Here is a 20976-nt window from a genome sequence, read left to right on the forward strand (position 1 = left end):
TGCCGTTATTGTTATTGAAAGCACGATGCTTTGCCGCTGCTCAGCAGAAATTGGTTCATTTTCTCGATTACCGTATCCGTTACCGCTTGACGTCCGATTTGGAGCCTATCCGCAGAGAGCGATTTGCATTCCGCATTGCTCATCCGCTCTTCTCTTCCAAGCGCCGCCAGCAGGGATAATTCCAGATCCGTGGCGATATTCACCTTGCTGACTCCGCCTTCCGGCAGCTGGAACGCCTTCCGCATCATTTCGGAAGGTACGCCCGAGCCGCCGTGCAGCACGAGATGAACCGGCGTCAAAGCGCGAATCGCTGACAAACGGTCGTATTCGATCCGCGCCTTGCGGACGTTATATACGCCATGGGCGGTACCGCATGACACGGCGAGCGCGTCTACTCCCGTAATCCGAACGAATTCGGCTGCTTCATCCGGATTCGTGAACAACTCCTCATCCGTATCCGTCTCGACGAAATCGGTTGTTCCGATCATGCCAAGCTCGGCCTCGACCGATACCCCTTTCGCATGCGCGTACTCCGCAACCTCCCGGCTGATCGCCGCATTTTCCGCGAACGGCTTCTCCGAAGCATCGATCATGACGGAAGTAAAGCCGGCGTCGATCGCTTCCTGAATCGTGCCCATCTCTTTCGTATGATCCAAGTGCAATACGGCCGGCACCGTAATCCCGGAATCCGTGATCTGGCGGTAGAATTCCTCCGCGAACTCGCCCGGCGTTATGCCGTACCGGACTAATTCCTTATGGGAGATCTGGACGATTAACGGTGACGATGCCTGTTGCCCCGCTTGAAGCACGGCCTTGATCATCGGGGTATATCTCGGCGAGAAGGAACCGATCGCAAAGTGATTTGCTTCCGCGACCTCCAGCGCTTTTTTTAATGTGATTACATTTTCGCAGCGTGTATGGTTAACCATCTATATAATCTCCTTTATGTTAGACAGCGCGGCCGCCGCCTTCTGCATGCCAAGCCGCGGACTGCTGATGAACTTGTTCCGTTCTTCTTCACTGAAGCTTTCGAGAACCCGTGCCATGGAGGCTTGGGCCAGCACGACAATGTCCGTCTCTTCGGCAAGCTTCCGAAGCGCGACAGCCAATTCCTTGTCATGGCCTTCTTTATCCCCTGCCAGCAGCTTCTGATAGGCCGCGGACACAAGCGCAGGAACCAGACGAACCTCCCGCTCTTCTTGCTCGGCCGTCTCCCGAAGCAGCTTTTCCGTCGGCTGCAGCGTGGTCGCGAGTGTCGCGGCAACCCCGATAACCGAAGCGGAACGGACCGCATGCTCGGCCATCGCCTGATCGATTCGTACAATAGGGATGGAAATGTCAGGCTGTACCAGCCCGACCAGCTCGCCGATGGAGGAGCAGGCATTCAGAATACCGTGCGCTCCCTGCCGCTCCGCAATCACCGCGTACTGCCTCCAGCGGTCCCGTACCACTGCGATCTGTCCGCCATTCGCATTCAGCTCCGGCAGGATCGAATCGTCTACGATATTGATGATCGTGCAGCCCGGGATCAGCTCGGCGGCAAGTGCCTTTAAAGGTTCAATCGTGACAGGCGTCGTATGAATAATGGCCAATTTACGCGTCATTAGCTTCACTCCTCTGGAAACATGAAATCGCCGCGCTGCGGTCAGGGAACAGCCTGCCCATCACGCCGGCGAATAGGGCGGCTCCAAGCGCCGCCTCCTCTTCTATAGCCGATAAGTAAACCGGATGCCCAAGCTTCGCATGCAGCAGCTGCTGCATGACGCGGTTTTTCCGGACGCCGTTGCCCGAGGCCGCAACCGTTGTAATCCGGCTTCGCAGCCGTTCCGGGAACGATTCCGCGAAACCCAGCAGCTCATCGGCCATTCCCGCAAGAAAACCAAGAATAAGCTGCCTGGCCGTGAAGTTGCGATCATTGATGCCGGAAATGGCGCCCGTTAAGTCCGGATTTTGCCGCGATCCGAAGAAATGGGCAGAAACCCGCAACGGCGGTTCGTCTTCCCGCAGCGCTTCTTCCGCCAGCTCGTTCATCCTCTCATAGAAGGACCGGGAGGCAGGAGGGGCATCCGCGAATGATTCGCATATCTCTCTAAACAAAGCTTCGAGCAGCGCATAGGTCTTGCCGCCGCCCAGCGACGCGCCGACCAATAAATAACCGCCGCCCGGGAAAGGCCTGATCTCTGCGCCCGGGTCCGCTTCCGGCGTTTCGGAATAGACGGAAATTTGCGCTCCCGTGCCGATATTCACGAGCATGGATTGCTCAAGGGACGGGACGCTTCCGAGGAAACTCGCCTGATTATCGCCGATGGCGCAAGCCACAAGCTTGCCGTCCTTCGTCATTCCGGCAGCGGCTTCCGCTCCCGCAACTGGAGGAAGCATCCCGGGATTCATCCCCAGCTCTTCGATCTTCGCCAAATCGAACTGCCCGGCCGCCAGATCAAACAGCCCGAAACTTGCGGCGTTCGAAGCATCGATTTGCGGTACGCTCAGACCGCACAGCCTCATCGCCACGTAATCCCCTATCGTACACAGGTAGACCGCTTCCGGCGGAACCAGCTGATGATGCATATGATAAAAATGCGTGACCAGGCCGTATCCCGAAGCAAGAGCGTACCCCGTCTTCTCCTGCATATAGGCGGCGTATGTCATGGACTCGTTGAATAACAAGTCTCCTCTCCGGTCCTGCCAAGTAAAGAGCGGGCTGACAGCGCGGCCATGGACGTCAACGTACAGCATGCCGTGCATCTGGCAGGAAATGCCGATTGCGCCGACGCTGCCCCAACCGGCAGCCAGCTCGCCGATAATGCCTTCGACCACTTCGACAATCCGGTCCGTGTCCTGCGTACGGTCCCAGCCGTTCAGGGACGGCAATGCAGCATCATTCGGCTTTTCCAGAACATTTACCTTGGCGCCGGTGTTCGTATCCGCAATGACGCAGCAAATCGAAGTCGTTCCGATATCGATACCCGCAGCATACATATAAGTCCGCCCCCTCTTATTGAACTCGGTCAAGCAAATCCAAATCAGCCGCATACGCCATCGCTTCCTGCGAAGCGTACAAGATCAGCCCGATGCACCAGGAGTGGGACAAGGTGAGCATCATGCCCTTCGGCTGGAAGCAGTTCGTATTATAGAACCGTTCCGTCACCATCCCTTTGTAAGCATTAAAATCGCCGTCCTCCCGCGCAATAAACTGCAGGAAACAAGAAATATGGTCTCTTGTGCGGTCCAGATAATAGTCGTCGCCCGTATACTTCCACAGCCGCAGCATCTCCGGCACGCAGAACAGACCGTAATTATGCAGATGCTGGTTCGAGGTGGATGCCTGATCAGCGCCGCGTGACCGGAAATCATACTGCTTCAGCAGAGAATGGCGCGGGAACTCCAGATTATAGCTCCAGCGGAAGGTCATCATCCAATCGGCCGCGCTTGACGCAAGGGCAAGCCATTCGTCCTTCCGGTCAAACTCATACAGCGCCACATAAGCCGCGACCGCGTTGTAAGCATCCTCGGAGGTAGGCGTCAGGTGCACGTCCTCCGGCGCTCCGTAAATGTATTCGTTTCTCACAAACTTCTCGTAGTAGCTTCCCGCTCGAACCGCGGCGTTCGAGAATGAAGATTCATTGAATACGTTCGCGCCCTCCAATAAAGCGGCGATCCAGAGCAAGCCTCCGGCGCCGTCCCATTCCTCGACTACGCCGCTATCGCTGTTGTAGTAGGAACCGAAATTCCCGTCTTCTCGCTGGCGGCTCGCCGCAAAATTTAAATTGGACCGCACCGCTTTCTCCCATTCCGGATGATAAACCCCGCGCTCCTTCTCGAATTTCAGGGCTCTGGTCATGAAGAGAGTAGCTTCCGATATCGTCCTTGCCTGCAGCCAGTCCTTACGCGGATTCCAGCCGGATGTCCAGCCTTTACCGACAATCCAGGAGGCCCAGAACGTCCCGCTTGGCGCAAGACCCGAAGCGATCTTATCGAGCACTGCCGTTCCCGCATTTATATAATCCTTATTCTGCCGCTTCACCCCGTAGGTCAGAAGGCTATAGGCATAAGGAGCGCCGCTGACCCAGCCGACGTGCATATGCGGACGGTCTCCCATTCCCTTCACGTTGTTGTTGAACTCGCGGTCGAACGCCGCCGTTTCGTACAGGATGCGATGCTCCGGATGATAATGCCACGTATACAAGCCGTGAGCCGTAAGCTCCGCGGCTTCATCAAGTCCCATCCATGGATTCAAGCCATGCGAGCTCTTGTGAAGCTTATACATTTGCCGGACGAACGGGTCGTACGCATGCGGGTCAGACGAAGCGGCATACACTTTAAAATGCAGCGTCATTCGTTCTCCCGGCTGAAAATGGTACGTTGAAATGTCCGCAGGAGCCGGAACGGCACTGCCGACGAAAGTCACCGGCTCCTCGCGGTAAGGGAAGTTCAGCCAGATCCGGGTACCCGCGGAATTTCCGCGAAAGCCGAGGCCGTTAAGTCCGGCCGCGGACATTTCATCCGTACATAGCGCTCCGCACATCTCGTCATTCCATGCGAATACGACGGGAAGCGCCGCCCTGTCCGTGCGGAAAGACCAATAGTCCGACACCATCCGAGAGGGATCTCCTCCCTTGAAATCGTAGCGGGGATACTGCCTGAGATTGCTTTCGAACCGGTTTTCCTTATAAAATGCGCCCGGAATCATCCAATCCGGCTTGCCTTTCCCCAGCAGATCCGCTTCGATCTGTAAATTCCATGCAGACGGTTGTTCGCCGATATAGGCCAAATCGACCGTTACATCGTAATACGAGCATTCATCGTCCACCCGCGTCCAGCTCGTCTCGGCCCGGAAGCTCTCCGACTTTCCCGAGGCACGGAATCCGTCCTCGCCGGATACGGCGGCATCTATCGATACCGTTTCCTTCCCGCCTTCCCGGTTCATGGCCTGCAGCAGTGACGCGAATCGCAAGCAGGAAGAGTCATTCCGCCGGTCACCGCCGCGATAGATCCGAATATTAAATCCCTCATCATCCGCTTCATGCCGCGGTACGAGCGACCATTCTGAATTCATCCGTCATTCCTCCTCCGATTCTCCTCTCAAGTCCGTTACACCGGCTTTTCATCCAAGCCGTAAAAATCGATCAAGTTGTTCCGGAAGACGGCTTTCGCAAAGTCGATCGCTTCGGATTCATCCAGCGCGCCGTCCTCGACCTTCTCCATCAGCACGTCGCCGACGATTTTTTTGGCAAGCTTCAGGTGCGCATAGGTTCCTTCGATAAAGTTATAATCGCCTCCGAAGCCGTGAATCTTCGATTGCGGCACCATTTCGATCATTTGATGAAGGATATGCTTGGCCGCCGTCGGAGACATGATATACACCCATGTGAAATCCGTATAAACGTTCGGAAAATTTTTGGCGATCGTCAAGTACTCATGACTGTATGGAAAACCGCAGTGCAGCAGGACGAATTTCGTTCTCGAATATTCCAATAAGAGCGGCAGCAGCGAAGATACCTTGGAATTCGTAATGATGTTGCCGTTGCCGGAAACGCTCGTTTCATGATGGCCGGTATGAATTTGGATCGGCAGCTTGTAAGCCGTTGAGCGCTGAATGATGAAATGAATTAAGTAATCCTGAAGCGGCCGGGTTTCGGCTTGCGACAAGCCTTCTTCCAGCGAGCAGGCCATCAAGCGGTTAAAAACAAGCTCCGCCTCGTGAAAGGTCGGTTTCTCGCACGCTAACGTGCGCCAGTACGCATGTCCGAGCTTGGTGGCCACCATGCCTTCATTGACATATTTATTTAATAAAGCATCCACAGCCGTCAAATAATGCTGAAGCGAATTGACATGGTGCTCCGAGGCTCGTTCAACGGCTTGAATATCTTTAAGCGTTCGCAGTTTAAAGGTGAAATCCAAAAACATGATCGGGCGGAACATCTCGAAATCAACTTTCGTCGTTTGAATCAGCGTAAAAGCGAGATCGATTCGGGATTTCTCCGTCATCACTTTCCGGTACCAATCCTTATCCAATGAAGCGGATGCAACCTTCTCGTTCAAATCCAATAAGCCCTTTAGGCTCCAATCCTTCATGCCGTACAAGTCTTCCATCGCCGTTCGGAACATTCTTGCATATGTCGTGTTTCTGGAACTCTCCCAATACTTCTGGAATACGGCTGCTTTCTGTTCGATGTTCAGGCCGCTTTGCTTGGATAAGATACCTCGCGGCATGCCGGCGGTAATCATATCCGAATCCAAATAATGCAGAAGTCCGAATAGGTCCGTCCGGTCCTTCTCCCTCATCTGCCTTGTCGCCAGATGCTCATGTCCGTCTATAACGCGAAGATCTCTAATGTAATCACGAATGCTGCTCATCGGCCTACTCCTTCCAGGGCAAGCGTAAACGGCTGTCTCTCCCCATCTTTTGCGGCGAGACCGTTTCGCTTTAAAAAGCTCGCAATAAAATTCAGAACTTCTTATTTATAAATCGCGACTGCTTCCGGATGGGAAGCAGCCGCTTCTCTCTATTAATCGACTAATCGACTTGAATGTCAGGGAACGCGTTTTTCACTTCTTTCTTGAAATCGGCTACCACATCGTCGTAGCTCGTATTGTTCGTAATGCCTTGGCCCGCGACTTTTCTCCATTTGCTGAGCACTTCTTCGCCGTACTTGTCCGGCGCAATGCCCGGCATGGCGTTAACCAGCTCGTAGTATACCTTCATCGGATTTTGGTCGCCAAGAAGATTTACTTTGAACGTATCCATATTGTCCTGGTACACCTTGCCGCTGCCCGGCATATTTCCGGTTTTGCCAAGGTTGTACTCCTGCCATTCCGGACTTGCGATATACTTGATAAATTCATAGGCAAGCTCTTTGTTCGGCGACTTCTCGTAAATGCCGCGATAAGTTCCGCCTGTGTAGAAGCCTTCCGGCGATTTCGCCATGCCGAATTTGCCTACCGCTTTGTCATCCTTGTTGTCGATCATGAACGTTGCCCAAGCAGGCATCGCGCTAAGAATGGCCGTACCGTCGTTCAGAGCATTGCCCCAGCCTGCGGACATGAAGCCCAGCTTCGCATCGACGTTGTTCGCGCGGATCTGCTGCTGTGTCTCATAATACGTTTTCCATTTCGGATCAATGTTCAGCTTGCCTTCCTTCACCCAAGGCTCGGTATTGTAAGCTCCGATATCGAACAGGTCGCCGGCATTTTGCATCAAAAATACTTTGCCGCCGCTGTCTGCGTTTACTTTCTTGCCTAGCTCGATGATTTTGTCCCAGCTGTTTACCATTTCGCCGATTTTCTCCGGATCGTCCGTACCCAGGTATTTCTTCGCATTCTCGCGCAAATACCAGAACGCTCCAGGGGACGAGTGGTCGGATACGGCGCGGATCGTACCGTCTGCCGCTCTGCCCAGCTCGCGAACATAAGGAATGTAGTCCTTCAAGAGGTCTTCGATCCCCATTGCCGACAGATCCGCAATGAAGTTGGCGTCGATGAACTTGCCGATATATCCTCTTTCCAGGTCGAATACGTCCGGCACATTATCTCCGGATTGCATAGCGGAGAGCAGCTTCGTCTGGTATTGGTCGCCGGGGAAAATATTAACTTCAACCTCGACGCCCGGGTTTTTCTCCTCAAATTTCAGACCCATTTCCTTCACTTGATCAAAGAATGTCCATACAACCAGCTTTCCTTCAAGCGCCTTCGGTTCACCTGCCGGCGTATCTGTTTGTGCCGGATCGTTCCCTGCCGGAGACGGCTCGTTGCCCGTATTGCTGCCGGAATTGTTACCGCATCCTGCCGCAATGGTAAGTACCATTACAAGTGCTAACATCATGGAAAACCATTTTGACTTTTTCAAGCTAATCTCCCCTTCAATCGTTATGAATACCGTTGTAACCCATCGTCCTATTGCAGCATTACTGGCACGCTTACGGTCCGAGCATCACCTCTTTCAATAGAGTCCGTTATTCGAATCAGCCCTTCACGGCACCGGCGGCAACACCGCTGATTATGCGTTTGGACATAATGGAGAAGAAGATCAGAATCGGCACAACCGAGATGACAATCCCTACGTACTGCGCGCCGAAATCCGATGAGAACTGCGATTTGACGCTGGCGATCATGACGGGAAGCGTCTGAAGGTCGTTGTTGAACAAAATAATCATCGGCGTCAGGAAGTCGTTCCACTTCCCGATAAACGAGAAGATGCCGAGCGTCGCAAGTCCCGGCGCCATTAACGGAAGAACGAGCTTGTGAAAGATGTTCAGCTCCCCGCAGCCGTCGATTCTTCCCGATTCAATAATTTCATTCGGCACGGAGGAATCCGCAATTTGCTTCATCAGGAAGATTCCGAAAGCATCACGGATCCCCGTCAGAATTAGCGGCCAGTACGTATTCAGCATGTGGAAGACATTCATCAGCTTATAGAAGCCGATGATGCCAAGCTGACCGGGAATCATCATCGTGCCCAGTACAAACAGGAACAGTCCGTTCCGGTACTTGAAGTTGTATTTCGAGAATCCGTAACCCGCAAGCGCGGCGAAATAAAGATTGAGAGCCGTGAACGTCACCGTAATGAAGATGGTGTTCAGAAATCCACGCCAAATATTAACCGTCGAGATAAGCCGGTTGTAGTTCACCATGAATTGGTCGCCCGGCCAGAACAGCAGGCTGCGGGCAATATCCGAATTCGCATGCGTCGATGTGATAAACATGCTGTAGAAAGGAACAAGACATGTGACCGCAACCAAAATCAGAAATAGATATAACACCGTTTTTGAAACGATCAATCCCAGGCGCATCGGCTCTTTCCTCGCTTCGTTCATGTCGATAGGCCTCCTATTCCTTCAGCTTAGAAGCTTTCGCCGTGACGAGCGTAAAGAACATCACTACAATGAATATGGCGTAGGCGATCGCAGATCCGTAGCTGTAATCAAAGTTTTTGAAAGCAGTTTCATACAAATACATAACCATCGTTCTTGTTGCATTGTCCGGTCCGTTGCCGAGCATTAGCGGAGCATCGAACAGCTGCAATCCGCCGATAACGGATGTTATGAAGGTGAACAGGAATACCGGACGGAGCATCGGCAGCGTAATCCACCATGCCGTCTGCAGCTTGGAAGCGCCGTCTACCTCAGCGGCCTCGTATACTTCGCTCGGAATGGATTGCAGGCCGGCGATAAAGACGATCAGATTGAATCCGAAATACTGCCAGCAGATGACCAGACCTACGATTGCCCTTGACCACCAAGGACTGTTAAACCAGTTGATCGGCTCCGATACCCAGCCAAATTCCATCAGGAGCTTATTGACGCTGCCGGTCTGCCAATCGAACATCAGACTGAACATAACGCCGAGCGTAATGGGAGTAATAATATGCGGGAAGTAATAGACCGCCCGGAAAAAGTGCTTTCCCTTAATAAACTTCTCATTCAGAATCAATGCGAGCACCAGCGCAATTATCAGCTGCGGAACAATCGAAATGACCCATATGATAAGCGTGTTCAGAACCGCTTGGTAGAAGAAGGCATCCTGCACGATTCTGACGTAGTTATCCCAGCCGGTAAACACCGGATCGCTGAATCCGTCCCACTTCGTCAGGCTTAAGTAGAACGTATACAGGATCGGAGTGAGGCCGAATACGGCAAATCCGATAAAAAACGGAGCGATAAAAAGGTAACCGAAATACGATTTGTTAATTTTGCTATTCATTTCACACAACCCTTTTCAGAAGAGTTTTCCGCAGGAATCGCGAATAATCAGCTCAGGCTTCAACAAGTGGCTTCCAGGTGCTTCTTCTTCGCCGGCGATTTTCCGGAACAGTCCTTCAGCAGCCATTTTTCCAATCTCGCGAAACGGCTGGCGGACCGTCGTCAAGGAAGGATAAACCCAGCTCGATACCGTTATATCGTCAAATCCGACAATCGACATATCCTTCGGAACGTTCCTCCCGGATTCTTGAATTCGCCGGAGCGCCCCGATCGCCGCCTCGTCGCTTGATGCGACGACCGCTGTCACTTCGGGCTTATCAAGGATTTTCTCGATAGCGGCATAACCGCCCTGATTCGTCCAATCCGAAGAAACGACCCAATCCGGATTGTATTCCAGTTGCAAAGCATTCAGCGTCTGCCTATAGCCTTTAAACCGGTACTTGCTGGCCGAGACGGTATCGGGACCGGAGATGTACGCGATATTGCGATGCCCGATTTGATTTAAATAAGTGACGACGTCAGCAATCCCGGCGGCATTATCGACATCTACTGAAAAAATCCCCTCCATTTCTCCGTGATCCCCAATCAGCGCAATCGGATAACCGGCTTCCCTAATCTGAACCAGATCCTCCCGGTTTCTCTTGCGGAAGCTGACCATAATAACGCCGTCGACCTGCCCCTCGTATAACAAGTTCAAGAAAGAAATTTCATTGTCATAATTGGATGTCCAACTGAGAAAGATACAGTTATATCCGTTCATTCCCGCAATCTCTTCAATCCCTTTAATAATGCCGGAATAGAAGATGTTGGAAATATCGTCGATGACAATGCCAATCGTGTAGGTTTTATCCATCACGAGCCGGCGGGCGTTCGCGTTGCGGTGAAAGTTCAATTCCTTGATCGCTTTCTCCAGCGCCTCCTGCGTTGCTTTCTTTACTTGCTGCCCGTTCAAGTACCTGGACACCGTGCTTTTAGAAGTATTTGCTAATTTGGCGACATCATGTATCGTTGGTCCCATCTCTCTCACTGCCTTTCCAAAATCGGATGATTTTATGACCTATTATATACGATATCATCCAATTTCGGGAACGTTCCCAAAAATGAATTGAACGACGGGCTGTTTGAACGCTCATGCTCCTTTTGCAATTTTGGGAACGTTCCCATTGTTGGCTAAAAAAGAAGCGTCGATAAACGGCTTATACTTATTTTCGATGTTGGTATTATTTGCATGTTGGCAGCCTTTGGTCCAATGCAAGTAGCCTTTTGTGTGACGTTGACAGCCTTTTGTGCGTTTTTAGTCGGCCTTATTGGTAGAGCCAGTTACCAACTTTGTTGTGCTTTATGTTATTTACCAGCCTCATCGCATGATTTTGGGAACGTTCCCAGTTCGATGAAAATAAAAAAAGCATCATTGATCTGTAAGCGATTTCAGCTTTGTGACAATAATATACCGTGTTCAAGATGGGTTGTCAATATGAAAATCAAATGAAAATTCTTAAAAAACCTGCCTCTCATCAGCACAGATTGTTGTATGAACTTACGAAAGCCTGCGTAGTTGCCAAATTTGAAACTAAACAGTTGGAGTTTGCGCAAAATTAGAGTTTAATTTCAAATTTTGAAACTTATGAACGAAATCCGGAGATTTTTCAAGAGTATGGAGTAATTAATTTCAGTTCACGAAACTCATTAACTGCATGCTCCTTTTTAGTCAGTAATAATTTCAAATTTTGATACTATCATTATGTTTCGCGGCGATGATATGCGTGAAGGCTTAATGGGGTTTATTTCCGTGAAAATCCCTGAGCCTCAGTTCGAAGGCCAGACGAAATCTTAGTTATTCACGTGCGGCGAAGATAATTACTCAATAGAAAAAAGCCTGCTGACTATTAATCTGCAGGCCTCAGATAGACGTTACATGAAGCTGTGCCATTCCTATCGTTCAATGATTCGCGATGCGGCGAAAAACCAGACGAGGAAAGCAAAGCATAGAACCGCGATAAAGCCGTAACCGCCGAACACGTCATACCGGGACGCAAAGTAGCCGAAGCCCAAACCTCCCAGAATATGCACCAAGTTCAAGCCTAACGACTGAAAGGAATCGATTGTCGCCCGTATCGCAGAGTCGATTCGGCGGTGCAGATAGCCGGTGACGAGAGGCTCCATTACGCCGGAAAACAAACAGACGAGCAGGATCGCCGATAGACCGGCATAGCTCCTGCTAGCTGCGGCAATGGCGAAGCCGATCGCGAATATCGCCGTTATGCTCAAGATCAGCGACCTGTAGCTGAAGCGGCCAAGAAGCGCGTGAGCCAACAGGCTGCCTGGAAGCCTCAGAAGCATGATCACCGAGGACATGAGGCCAAAGTAAATAATTGGCACTCCCAACCGGTCAACATGCAGCTGCCAAAATTCGTCCACAAACCCGATCGCCGTACCCGTCACCATACCCGATAAAACGACAAGGCAGACTCCCGGATTCCTCCGGAAAAAGCGCAAGGATTCCGTTACATATTGCCTAACCGGAACCGCTTCCTCTTCCGGAGCGCCTCCGGCGGCGGCAGGCGGATCAACAAGCAGGAACGTGAGGAGCAGCGCGATCAGCGCGCTGCAGAGCGACAGCGCGTAGTTCAGCTCAAGGCCGAACCGGTTGGCAAGCAAGCTGCCGCTTAGCGCAGCCAAGATAGCGCCTGCCAAATCAACGGCGTTCAGACGGCCGAGCTGCTTCTCGAAAAAAGAAGCCTTCCCTTGCAGCATTAAAGTATCGTAGAGCAAGGCGTTCTCCGAGCCGCTGCTCGCTGAACGGCTGATTCCGGCCAGGAAGACAACGAGCGCAAAATGCCAAAATTCCGTCGCGAACAGCAGAATCAGAAATTCGGCGCATCCGAGCAGGGCGCTTATGACCAGCATTCTTTTCCGGCTCCATCTGTCTGCGATCATGCCTGTCGGAACCTCCAGGAGGACGATCGTTACCGCATATATAATCTCCGCATACACGACCATTTGGATGGTCATGCCTCTCTCCTCCCAGTAAAGCCTTTCAATGACGTAAGCCGGGATGAGGCTGGAAAAGAATCGAAAAACATAAAGCACCCTCAGGTTGACTGTGAAATTCATAAGGAGCTCCCTTCCATGATCGAATTGGGCTGACATGGCTCAATCGGATCAGGGGGGCGCTCTTGGTGCCCGGGTTTTTACATCTTAGCAGGGGGGTCTTATGAATGAAATCATGTGTTGATCTCCTCCAGTGGATTCATCGTTACCTTAATCTTACTTCCCGGCACCGGGGGGGTCAATGCATTCAACATGTTCCAACCTGCTTTTAACGAAGACCGCTGCCTTTTTTTATTCCGGAAATCCGCCCTCTAAATCATTCCCCAAACTATATAACCAGAATTTAACATGAAAAAAACAAAAACCCGACCGCTAAAGGTCAGGATTTTGCGAGATATATTGGTAACACTACAGCCGAACATCCTGCGGATGAGGCCCCGTAACAAGCCCGGCCGCCCTTGCGTTTGCCGCAACCTGCTCAGGGTCCTTGCAGCCGGGTATGACTGCAGTTACGGCAGGGTGCTTGAGACACCAGGCAAGCGCCCAGCTTGCCATTTCGACGCCTTGCGGCACCTCTTCGCGTTGAATCCGCTCGACCTCCAATAGCTTCAGCCGGGTATTCTCGGCATCATGGCGGTGACGCACATCCGTACTGCCGAACACTGCGCCCGGCTTGTATTTACCGCTCAAGTAGCCGCTGGCTAACGGCACGCGGGCGAGCACGCCCAGGTCCTGACGCTCGCAGGAAGGGAATACCCGTTCCTCCGGCATGCGGTCGAGCCTGTTGTATACCACTTGAATGGCCCGGGAGTTTACTCTCGCGGATGCATCCGTCTGGTGCAAATTATCATTGCTCCCGATGGAAGTGCCTAGAAAGCGGATTTTGCCCGCTTCGATCTGCTTATCCAGCGCGGTCCACAGTTCGTCGTTATCGAACGCCTGATCCGGACCGGAATGAAATTGGTACAAATCAATGTAATCCGTCTTCAGCGCCCGCAGGGAAGCATCCAGTTGAGCGATTACCCCCTTCGCGTCAAAAGCGTCCGTTCGAGTGAAGCGCTCATGAAAATGATGGCCGAATTTCGTCGCTATGATCCAATCCTCGCGTTTGCGGCGGCTTATGTAATCGCCAATGAGAGATTCGGAGAGATGATCGCCGTAGCATTCCGCGGTATCCATTAGATTAATGCCAAGCTCCTGCCCCTTGTCGAGAATCGCATCCGCTTCCTCTTGCGCGTACTCCCTGCCCCATTCGCCTCCAAATTGCCAGGTTCCGATCCCGATGACCGATACGTGTAATTCCGTGCTGCCCAGTCTCCTGTACTTCACCATGAACACTCCTCTCAAGTCCGTTTCGGCTTACCTTGTCTATTATACCCTTCACCCCGGAGCCGGGGCAAAACGCTCCTTAAGAGAAGCCCGCGTATGAACCAGCATTATCGGCACTAACTGCTCTTTACGCAGGCCTATGCGCCGCGTGCCGTCCGGATGCATGGCCGACAGCAGCAGCCGGAGGTAAGAAGTGGACAACCGCCTGAAGGCTCCCGGCCGCAGCGGATGGCGTTCAAAGCCGAGCCCATGCGTAATTCCGCGGTGAAGCAGCGTAACGCCGATCAACGCTTTCACCTGCGAGAGCTCCGGCTTTGTTTCGAGCGCATCGCTTATCTGCCGCAGCGAATCGCGCGCCATCCGCGCCACGTGGAGCGCCGCGCGGTCCGATCCGCCGGATTGGAGCAGCTGCAGCACCTTCCCGTTATCCAGATGGAGCTCCCCGACCCAATCCCCGCTGCGGATTCGAGTGCCGTCTTGGCATTCGATACGGTCTCCGCTGTGCCTCTTCAGCATCAATTTGCAAATGCCATACTGCAAGGTGCAGGGGCTGCGCCAGCGCAGCGCATAGCCGAAGCCCTTCTCCCACGTCATCCAAAGCGATCTTATGATCGTCTTACGAGTCCCAGCCCACATGATTCCATGCCCTCCCCATGTTTGTCCTGCCGAATAGGAAGACAGAAGCCGCGCAGCCGCTTTCTTCCATTTTTCACTAATCTTATTGTAGGCGGCCTAACGAGGGAGCGACACCGACTGACGTCTATTCGCCTCCCGTACATAAGGCTTGGGGAGCCTACGCCGGAAGACGGAGGAACTTGATTTTAACCGTTGTAAAAGCCTTTACAAGATGCCGGGCCCTCCTTATAATATGGGCTAACAGCATGTTTTTTCTTCGTCGGGGTATGGCGCAGTCTGGTAGCGCGCACCCTTGGGGTGGGTGAGGCCGTGGGTTCGAATCCCGCTACTCCGATTCCAAAAAAAAAACAAACAACCATCCTTAAACGCGAACCGCGGCGGGATGGTTTTTTGTTTGAATGGCAGTCGGTATCCAATAAAAATTTCATTTTTACTTGAGCGACCCGCAGCAACTAAATCTTAAATTGCTTAACCGAGTCGTTCAAATCGACAGATAATGCTGACAGCTGTGTGCTAACCGCAGATATTTCCTGCATGGATGAGCTCTGCTGTTGCGCCGATGCGGCAACCTCTACCGTCCCGGCTGCTTGCTCTTGGGTTATAGCGGAGATGGATTCCATCGCCCCCGAGATTTGACCGAACGATTGGTCTACTTTATCCAAAGCGCCGAACATATGATTCGTATGCTCGGTAAACTCCGATACGCCTCCGTAAATTTGTTTGAAGTTCGCATGCGTACCGATAATCCAAGAATGCCCTTGTTCAACCGCCTTGCTTCCTTCTTCGATGCTTTTCATGACTAACTCGGTGTTCAATTGCGTACTGGATACAAGCTCTGTTACGGATAACGCGGCTTGGGCCGATTGCGAAGCAAGCTTCTTGACTTCCCCTGCGACAACTGCAAAACCTCTGCCGAGCTCGCCTACGCGAGCCGCTTCGATTGACGCGTTCAACGCGAGCAAATTCGTTTGATTGGAGATTTCCGAAATAATGCTGATGATTTCACTGATTTCATTCGAACGTTCACCAAGCGCGGCAGCGGCTTCTTGCGATTGCCGCATCGCCTGCTTAATCACGTTCATCTGCTCCAGCGTGCGGTCAACGAGACTTTGGCCCTGCTCGGATTGCGCATGCACCTCTGTTGCTATGCTTTGAATTTCATTCATCCCGCTTGAAACTTCCTTAATTTCGGTATCGATGTGATGCATAGTCGTATGGCTATACGAGACACTTTGAACGATTTCGTTAATGCCGTCCGCCATCCGGCTCGTCGAATCGGCTACCTGCTGCGCACTGCTCGTCGACTCATCCACGGACTGCTTCAGATGCAGGCTTGTATTCGATATGAGTGCCGACGAAGCCGTCACCTGCTGTATTAAACCCTTCAGACTGAAGATCATGGATTCGAAAGAAACGGCAAGCTTGCCGATTTCGTCTTTGCTTCTTATAGCGATCGTCGTCTTCATATCACCCGCGGCGATTTTATCGGCAGCCACCATTAAATTGCGAAGCGGATTCGTAACAACTCTACCGATAATAACCGCAACTGCGCTGCCGACGGCAAACACGATCAGTGAAATAATGATCGTGGTCGTATTGGAGCTTGCAGCAGTGTCCGGGACAACGGAAGCGTCCAAATCAATGCCGAGAATACCGTAAGCCTCGCCGGACTCATTGGTCAGTGGAACAAAAATCGATTTATGCGTGCCATACTCGTCATCATAAATAGGGCTGATGACCATTTTCTTTGCCGTAACGGCTTCTTTCATCTCTTCCGTAAACGGGTAGGGCGTACCAAAGTCGTCCGCAACGCCAGAAAGAATTAATATGCGTTCGTTGTTCTGCGAGTTCGACAGAATATAAATATTCTCCAGACTGTGAATCTGTTGTACTTTTTCGAGCTCAGATTTGATTAGGGCGTAGTTAGGATCGTCGGTACCCGTTAACTCTTTGCCGCTCCCCGGAATGGTCTCCAGCGTATTGCTCGCGATCTGGATGTCGGTCGTTAGCCGTTTATCGAATTGCTCGATCAGCTTCTCCGATAGATTTTGTTGGGACCAGTATCCTGAAGCTGCGAAGGCAGCGCAAGTAACGACCTGCAAGAGCAAGATGCTGATCGCAATTTTGACGGATAAATGCTCTTTATACCAGTTAAGATTAAATATAGATTTTTTCATGACTGGACTCCTCTGCTATTATTCGATTGTACTCCTCGTATGTTTCCGCAATCTTTTGCTTTAAGTAACCGACGATCTCGCCGGCAGCCGTCACTTTCGTATGGGGCGATATGACGAACAGCTTGCTCGCATAAAGCGCGATTCGTTTGCCGTCGGCCGTAGGTACGTACAGATGCTTCTTCGTATCGCCGAAAAACATTTTCCCGCGATCTCTTCCCAATATTTCGAAAAGCAATTCGTTCAGCTTATTGTCCGCTTCGATTTCGGCAAGCGTCCTCGAGCCTTCATATTCGTCCGGAAAGCCGTTGCGGCGATCGGAATATAACCGAAACAGCGTAATAATGCCCGGATTAAGCCGGTTCACGATGACAGCCTCAGGAATCTCTTTGATCAAGAGAGCTCTGATCGCCGTATTCACCTCTACGAATTGCGCGAGCAGCCTTTGATAACCTTCGATCCCGAACGCCAATAACGCGCTGTAAATGCTGATCGAGCTTGCCATTCTCGAGCATTCAAGCGTATAGCTGGTATGATACTGACCGTACCCGCGATGCCCAACGTAAGGCGTTTCATCCGGGTCTAGATCGACTAGCTTAAGATCGGAAGCTCGCTTCACCAGAAATAAGCTTGTGGAATAAGGGGTTTGTCCCAGCTTTTGAAAATCGAAGCATAACGAATCGGCAAAATGAAGATGCCTGATTTTGTCCTGAATCGCCTGAAGACCTGTTAATGCATCGGACTCGATGTCTAACGGGTTGCTCGCAAAATTATAGTTGTTGAAAAACGCAAAAAATCCGCCTAACGCTGAATCTGCATGAATATGAGGTCTATGAATGCCATGCTTTTGCGATAGGGACTCGGCCATCTTATGTATGTGTTCAAGATTATCGATTCCCATCGCATCCGTAGTGCCTGTCGTCGCTACGATGTAAACCGGAACGCCTCCGTTTGCAATGACGTTCTCCATTTGTTCCCTCAGATCGTCGACATCCATCGAGCTGTCTTCGTAGGTCCTGATTTTGATCAAGTTATTGCTGCCTATTCCCGCGGCCTCCATCGATTTATACAGGCTGTAATGGGCGGCTTCCGAGCAAAAGGCATACAAATTATGCGGAACGCCTTTCTTGGCTGCAGATCCATCGATTTTATTGATTGCTAACCGCAATCCCGTAAAGATCGCTCCCTGGCCGCCCCAAGTCGTATAACCGCCGCTTTCGGCAGGATTGTAGCCCACGAGATCCGACATCATGGCAACCACTTTCACTTCGGCCTCCGCACCGGCTGGACCGTAGACATCCCATAGATTATTGCCGTTCACCATAAAGGCGGCAATCATGCCAAGTACGCCGGGAATACTGGCCATTGGCAAAATATTCGTCAAAAAGTACTTCGTGTGATAGGGATGGGCTTGAAGCAATTGGAGAAGCTCCTCGTTCACTTCATGCAAAGGGCTGCCGCTGACGGGAATTCGGCTATTGCCCGCAAGTTCTTGATAAAAGTGGGGCCCTCTTTCTTTGTGACCCTTCAAATACACGGACTCTGGGTCCTTCAGCTCGTCTACGCCTGTAACAATCTGTCCAATTAAATCAATGAAATGGTTTCTTTGCTCTGCGTTGCCGTCATCACTTGGGAATAAAGCACTAACATCAGTTCGGTTATTGTTCAATTATATTCCTCTCTCCACCATAGATTTCTCTTTCTCTCTTTTTTAGACAAACAAAATTAGAGCAAAAAAGGCATACCTATTTGCGACCACAGGCATACCTTTGCATTACTCTTTGCAACTGGCTGACATTTCTTTGACAAGAAGTAGTCCCTATAGCTTTGCGTCACCACCTTTCGGTGGGTTTGCGATATGAAGTTTTGAAGAGTAGGCGATTATAATTAGTAAACTTTTACAACGAATAGGAACATTCTACTATTATCCATAAGCGAGGGCAATACCTTCTTACCTTGAAAAAATGTCAATTTCGTTAAGAAATCGTATATTTGTCCCATTACAGCAAATTTACAGAGACTTTCCGCTCGTTCTTCAGCACATTTTTTATCTAGCAGCGTCTGTGAGACATTAGGTCGGATTAGGCTGGGATTCACTGTAAGACTGTGTCCGTCGAATATTGAATAAGCTCCTCGGGCACTTTCAGCGGAATGATCAGCTCATTCTCGGTGCTTCCGTCCTTGGCGCTGTGAACGAACAGAATGAGCATCATATTGGGCTGTGAAGCCTTCTCGTAGCTGACTTCAAATTGAAAACGGCCCCATTCGGGCGCGCCCATATCGGCCATTTCATGCCCTTCGGCCAAGATGTTATGCCCGTCTTCAAGCGTCCAGCTAAAAGCGGCTTCGAATACACGCGCCTCGCCTTCGACCGTGAAGGAAGGGCCGGACTCTGTCCCAGGCTCAGGTGAGAATACGCGAAACGCTTCGTTCACTGCAACAGGAGCCGTGATAAGCTTGCCGGTGCGGGCGTCAATCTGTACGACCGCAGGCTGATCGGCGGTCTCGTGCTCCGCGAGCTCCACGCTCCAAATCCCTTTATCCGCATCCAGCGCGGCATTCTTGACCGCCCTCGCGAACGTGGATCCGCTGCTCGAATGCAAAGCGGCCTGCACCGCTTCCGATTCGCTAATCATATCGTCTTGCACAGCCTGCGTTTCTTCAAATACGACGATTTTAGCGGCATCGGTTTGCGCAGGATACGATTCCCGGACTTCTCCGGTATGCCATGCATCCAGCTGCGCGCCGACCGGAATATTGTCGGGAGACACGCTTTGACCGCTGCTGTTCTCCAGCACCGTTTGTTCGTTCATCGTGAACCAATACGCATCGATATATGCATTCTCTTCCTTCTCGACGTAAGCCGTAATTAACCAGCTGCCCGCTTCTTTCTGTATCAGGCGCCCCTTGTCAATGATCTTGACCGCAGTCGGCTCCTCCCCCGGATTAGCTGAACCGTTGCCCTGCCCGCATGCCGCCAATAACGACGCCATACAAAGCAAAACGAGTAAAAGCGACCCCTTCCGTTTCCCCATGCATCTCAGCTCCTTTGAAGGGTAAGACGCAGCATAAGCGGCAAAGGTTTCAGAGGAACAGCGGAAAAACGCAGAACCGTTATTGGCTCTGCGTTTCTTTTGGATAAGTCCAGCGCGCTCTCACTCCGAATGAATAATTAGTTCCTTTGTTAGCGGGTACGATAAGATAACGTGGTATGATTGGAAATCGCGTCTATGATCGTATCCCAGTCTTTATGGTGAAGCTCATGACCGGTCCCCTCCAGAGTCAGTAAAACCGCTTTGGGAATAGCGCGGGCAAGAGCGACTCCATGTTCATAAGGTATAATCGGATCCTCCGTGCCGTGAATAACCAGAGCGGGGACATCGATGTCGCCTGTTCGTACCAAATAGGTTTCTCCCCCCGTCACCATGCCGTGATTGTTCATGCTCGCCATATTGCGGCTTCTTTTGACTTCTTCTGCAGCTAAATCATATATTCTTTTCTCATCGAACGGATGCTTAGAACCCGCGAGAATTTCCCATTTGCCTACCGTAAAAGTAATGACCGCTGCAACATTCCTCCAATCTGTGGCCGCCGCCTTGGAGAAATAATCCATTATCTTATCTTCCATCGGCGGGAGGCCTGGGGCGAAATTCGAAGTAGAGAGCAGCGAAACGGTCAAAACTCTTTCTGGATGACGCAAAGCCAGAATTTGAGTCAGCATGCCGCCCATAGAGATGCCTACAATATGGGCTTGTGCGATTCCAAAATGATCGAGGATACGGGTCGCATCGTCAGCCATATCTTCAAAGGTGTATTCGGGATTGCCGGGTTCATAGGTGACGGACCGACCGACGTCACGATTATCGTAGCGAATGTTAAAGTATCCTTTGGCGGCTAGGCGCCGGCAGAAGTCTTCTTCCCACCAAACCATGGACGCTTGAGCACCCATGATCAGTAATATAGCCGGGTGTTCCGGGTTGCCGAAGCTTTCGGCACAAAGTTCGATTCCATTTACTTCAAATAATTGTTCGCTCATTGCAAGATCTCTCCCCACTGTTATAAAAATAAAAAACACAGGCCGGCTGCCT

General features: G+C 51.4%; 16 protein-coding genes, 1 tRNA gene, 1 pseudogene and 1 riboswitch. Of the genes and pseudogenes, 2 read left to right on the top strand and 16 right to left on the bottom strand.

The window, feature by feature from the left end:
• Positions 1-11: 11 nt before the first annotated feature.
• From H581_RS0103730 to H581_RS0103770, 9 genes are all read right to left on the bottom strand, one after another.
• A complete protein-coding gene (locus H581_RS0103730) occupies positions 12-929 on the bottom strand; it encodes a class II fructose-bisphosphate aldolase (protein ID WP_036717578.1) in 918 nt (305 codons plus the stop codon).
• Positions 930-1604, bottom strand: coding sequence for an aspartate/glutamate racemase family protein (locus H581_RS0103735; RefSeq protein ID WP_028608854.1), 675 nt, complete (start codon positions 1602-1604; stop codon positions 930-932). It lies immediately after the preceding gene.
• Positions 1594-3033, bottom strand: a complete 1440-nt coding sequence (locus H581_RS32915) for a sedoheptulokinase (RefSeq protein WP_084134441.1) — start codon at positions 3031-3033, stop codon at positions 1594-1596. The genes H581_RS0103735 and H581_RS32915 overlap by 11 nt, the downstream gene beginning before the upstream one ends.
• Entirely contained in the window at positions 2996-5056 is a 2061-nt protein-coding gene (locus H581_RS32920) for a hypothetical protein (protein WP_051250420.1), read from the bottom strand. Before H581_RS32920 ends, H581_RS32915 begins: the two co-directional genes overlap by 38 nt.
• A gap of 35 nt (positions 5057-5091) precedes the next feature.
• Positions 5092-6357 carry an amidohydrolase family protein gene (locus tag H581_RS0103750; protein ID WP_028608855.1) on the bottom strand — a complete coding sequence of 422 codons (1266 nt, stop codon included), beginning with the start codon at positions 6355-6357 and terminating at the stop codon, positions 5092-5094.
• Between the two features lie 160 nt (positions 6358-6517).
• Positions 6518-7846, bottom strand: a complete 1329-nt coding sequence (locus tag H581_RS0103755) for an ABC transporter substrate-binding protein (RefSeq protein ID WP_028608856.1) — start codon at positions 7844-7846, stop codon at positions 6518-6520.
• Between the two features lie 115 nt (positions 7847-7961).
• Positions 7962-8813 carry a carbohydrate ABC transporter permease gene (locus tag H581_RS0103760; protein WP_211231442.1) on the bottom strand — a complete coding sequence of 284 codons (852 nt, stop codon included), beginning with the start codon at positions 8811-8813 and terminating at the stop codon, positions 7962-7964.
• A gap of 13 nt (positions 8814-8826) precedes the next feature.
• Complete coding sequence (locus H581_RS0103765) at positions 8827-9699, bottom strand: carbohydrate ABC transporter permease (protein WP_028608858.1); 873 nt, start codon at positions 9697-9699, stop codon at positions 8827-8829.
• Positions 9700-9714: 15 nt separating this feature from the next.
• Positions 9715-10716, bottom strand: a complete 1002-nt coding sequence (locus tag H581_RS0103770) for a LacI family DNA-binding transcriptional regulator (RefSeq protein WP_028608859.1) — start codon at positions 10714-10716, stop codon at positions 9715-9717.
• Positions 10717-11448: 732 nt separating this feature from the next.
• On the opposite strand from H581_RS0103770, the pseudogene H581_RS39230 reads away from it, so the two are divergent.
• Positions 11449-11529 (top strand): annotated as a pseudogene (locus H581_RS39230) (hypothetical protein); the annotation flags it as partial.
• Between the two features lie 101 nt (positions 11530-11630).
• On the opposite strand, the gene H581_RS0103775 reads toward H581_RS39230, so the two are convergent.
• The 3 genes from H581_RS0103775 to H581_RS0103785 form a co-directional block, all read right to left on the bottom strand.
• Entirely contained in the window at positions 11631-12848 is a 1218-nt protein-coding gene (locus tag H581_RS0103775; RefSeq protein WP_342663385.1) for an MFS transporter, read from the bottom strand.
• Positions 12849-13157: 309 nt separating this feature from the next.
• On the bottom strand, positions 13158-14078 hold the full coding sequence (locus tag H581_RS0103780) for an aldo/keto reductase (protein WP_028608861.1): 921 nt from the start codon (positions 14076-14078) through the stop codon (positions 13158-13160).
• A gap of 51 nt (positions 14079-14129) precedes the next feature.
• Entirely contained in the window at positions 14130-14714 is a 585-nt protein-coding gene (locus H581_RS0103785) for a YkoP family protein (RefSeq protein WP_028608862.1), read from the bottom strand.
• A 260-nt stretch (positions 14715-14974) separates the two neighbouring features.
• On the opposite strand from H581_RS0103785, the gene H581_RS0103790 reads away from it, so the two are divergent.
• A tRNA-Pro gene (locus tag H581_RS0103790) sits at positions 14975-15048 on the top strand.
• 118 nt (positions 15049-15166) lie between these two features.
• On the opposite strand, the gene H581_RS0103795 is transcribed toward H581_RS0103790, so the two are convergent.
• The 4 genes from H581_RS0103795 to mle form a co-directional block, all read right to left on the bottom strand.
• Entirely contained in the window at positions 15167-16891 is a 1725-nt protein-coding gene (locus H581_RS0103795; protein ID WP_051250421.1) for a methyl-accepting chemotaxis protein, read from the bottom strand.
• Entirely contained in the window at positions 16872-18557 is a 1686-nt protein-coding gene (locus tag H581_RS0103800; protein WP_028608864.1) for a pyridoxal phosphate-dependent decarboxylase family protein, read from the bottom strand. The genes H581_RS0103795 and H581_RS0103800 overlap by 20 nt, the downstream gene beginning before the upstream one ends.
• Before the next feature lie 110 nt (positions 18558-18667).
• A riboswitch (cyclic di-GMP riboswitch) is annotated at positions 18668-18754 on the bottom strand.
• Between the two features lie 227 nt (positions 18755-18981).
• Positions 18982-19923 carry a Gmad2 immunoglobulin-like domain-containing protein gene (locus tag H581_RS36230; RefSeq protein ID WP_051250422.1) on the bottom strand — a complete coding sequence of 314 codons (942 nt, stop codon included), beginning with the start codon at positions 19921-19923 and terminating at the stop codon, positions 18982-18984.
• Between the two features lie 149 nt (positions 19924-20072).
• Complete coding sequence (gene mle / locus H581_RS0103815; RefSeq protein ID WP_028608866.1) at positions 20073-20924, bottom strand: alpha/beta fold macrolide esterase; 852 nt, start codon at positions 20922-20924, stop codon at positions 20073-20075.
• Between the last annotated feature and the right edge of the window lie 52 nt (positions 20925-20976).

Origin of the sequence: Paenibacillus harenae DSM 16969, from assembly GCF_000422465.1 — a bacterium.
In the GTDB taxonomy this organism is placed as follows: domain Bacteria; phylum Bacillota; class Bacilli; order Paenibacillales; family Paenibacillaceae; genus Pristimantibacillus; species Pristimantibacillus harenae.